The sequence below is a fragment of the Pseudomonas inefficax genome (assembly GCF_900277125.1).
Lineage (GTDB): Bacteria > Pseudomonadota > Gammaproteobacteria > Pseudomonadales > Pseudomonadaceae > Aquipseudomonas > Aquipseudomonas inefficax.
In genome coordinates this window covers 1-1460 of sequence record NZ_OPYN01000130.1, presented here as the reverse complement: position 1 = coordinate 1460, position 1460 = coordinate 1, and the positions used below count along the sequence as shown (strand labels likewise).

Here is a 1460-nt window from a genome sequence, read left to right as displayed (position 1 = left end):
GCGGTAACGGCTCTCGCCGTAGCTGCGCTGCAGGTTGTCGAGCACGCGCAGGGTATGGGGGATGCCGATGTTCGCGGCCCAGGCCAGCGGGCCGCAGGGGTAGTTGACCCCGGCGCGCATGGCCAGGTCGATGTCGGCGGCGCTACCGACGCCTTGCAGCACGGCATCGGCGGCCTCGTTGGCGAGCATCGCCACGGTGCGCAACACCACCAGGCCGGGCAGGTCCGCGACCGCCGTTACCTTCAGCCCGGCATGCTGCAGCAAGGCCACTGCCTGGTCGCGAGCGTGGTCGCTGGTGTCGGCCGACCAGCTGATGGCGAGGCGGGTGGCGGTGGCGTAATCCAGGGCCAGGTCGAGCAGCACCAGGTTACGCAGGCCATCTTCCCGGGCACGCTGGCTGGCCAGTCGGCCGTCGGACAGTGCCAAGGTGGCATCGCCCACCTGGATCAGGCCGCAACCCGCGCGTCGGGTCACGGCGATGCCACTTAGGCGCAGGCGCTCGACCAGCGGCTGCATCACCGCCAGGTCGCCTTCGACGACGCAGGCATCGACGATGGCGGCGCTGTGCAGTTCGGCTGGTTGCGGGTGCTCCGCGCCTTCGCCATAGCTGTAGAAGCCTTGGCCGGTCTTGCGCCCGAGGCGGCCCGCGTCCACGAGTTCTTTTTGCACCAGCGAAGGCTGGAAACGGAAATCGCCATAGAACGCATCGAAGACCGAACAGGTAACGGCGTAATTGACGTCGTGGCCGATCAGGTCGGTAAGCTCGAACGCGCCCATGCGAAAACCACCGGCATCGCGCAGCAGCGCATCGAGGCTGGCGCAATCGGCTGCGCCTTCCTGCAGCAGGCGCAGGCTTTCGGCATAGAATGGCCGCGCCACGCGGTTGACGATGAAGCCCGGCGTGGAGCGCGTGTGCACTGGCAGCTTGCCCCAGGCCTGGGCTGTAGCATGAATGCAGGCAGCAACGGCCGGGGCGGTGGCCAGGCCCGAGACCACTTCGACCAGAGCCATCAGCGGTGCCGGGTTGAAGAAGTGCATGCCAACCACCTGTTGCGGGCGTTGCAGCCCGGCGGCAAGGCTGGTGATGGACAGCGACGAGGTGTTGCTGGCGAAGATGCAGTCGGCGGCGCACAAGGCTTCCAACTGGCTGAACAGCGCTTGCTTGACTTGCAGGTTCTCGACGATGGCCTCGATCACCAGGCGGGCATCGGCCAGGGCTTCGAGGGCGTCCACCGGGCACAGCCGGGCGCTGATGGCTTCCCGCTCGACCGCCTGCAACTTGCCTTTTTCCACCAGGCGGGTGAGTTGCCGGTCAATGCCGGCCACCGCCTGGGCTGCTGCGCCCGGGCGATTGTCGTAGAGCTTTACCGGGTGGCCGGCCTGGGCCGCAACCTGGGCGATACCGGCGCCCATGGCGCCCGCACCGATCACTGCCACCTGGGCGTTGCTTGCGAGTGCGT

The 1460-nt window shown here is 67.8% G+C and carries 1 protein-coding gene; it reads right to left on the bottom strand.

From position 1 onward, the window contains the following. A partial coding sequence (gene paaH, locus JV551A3_RS15085) for a 3-hydroxyacyl-CoA dehydrogenase PaaH (RefSeq protein ID WP_133978875.1) occupies window positions 1-1460 on the bottom strand: 1460 nt, incomplete at both ends.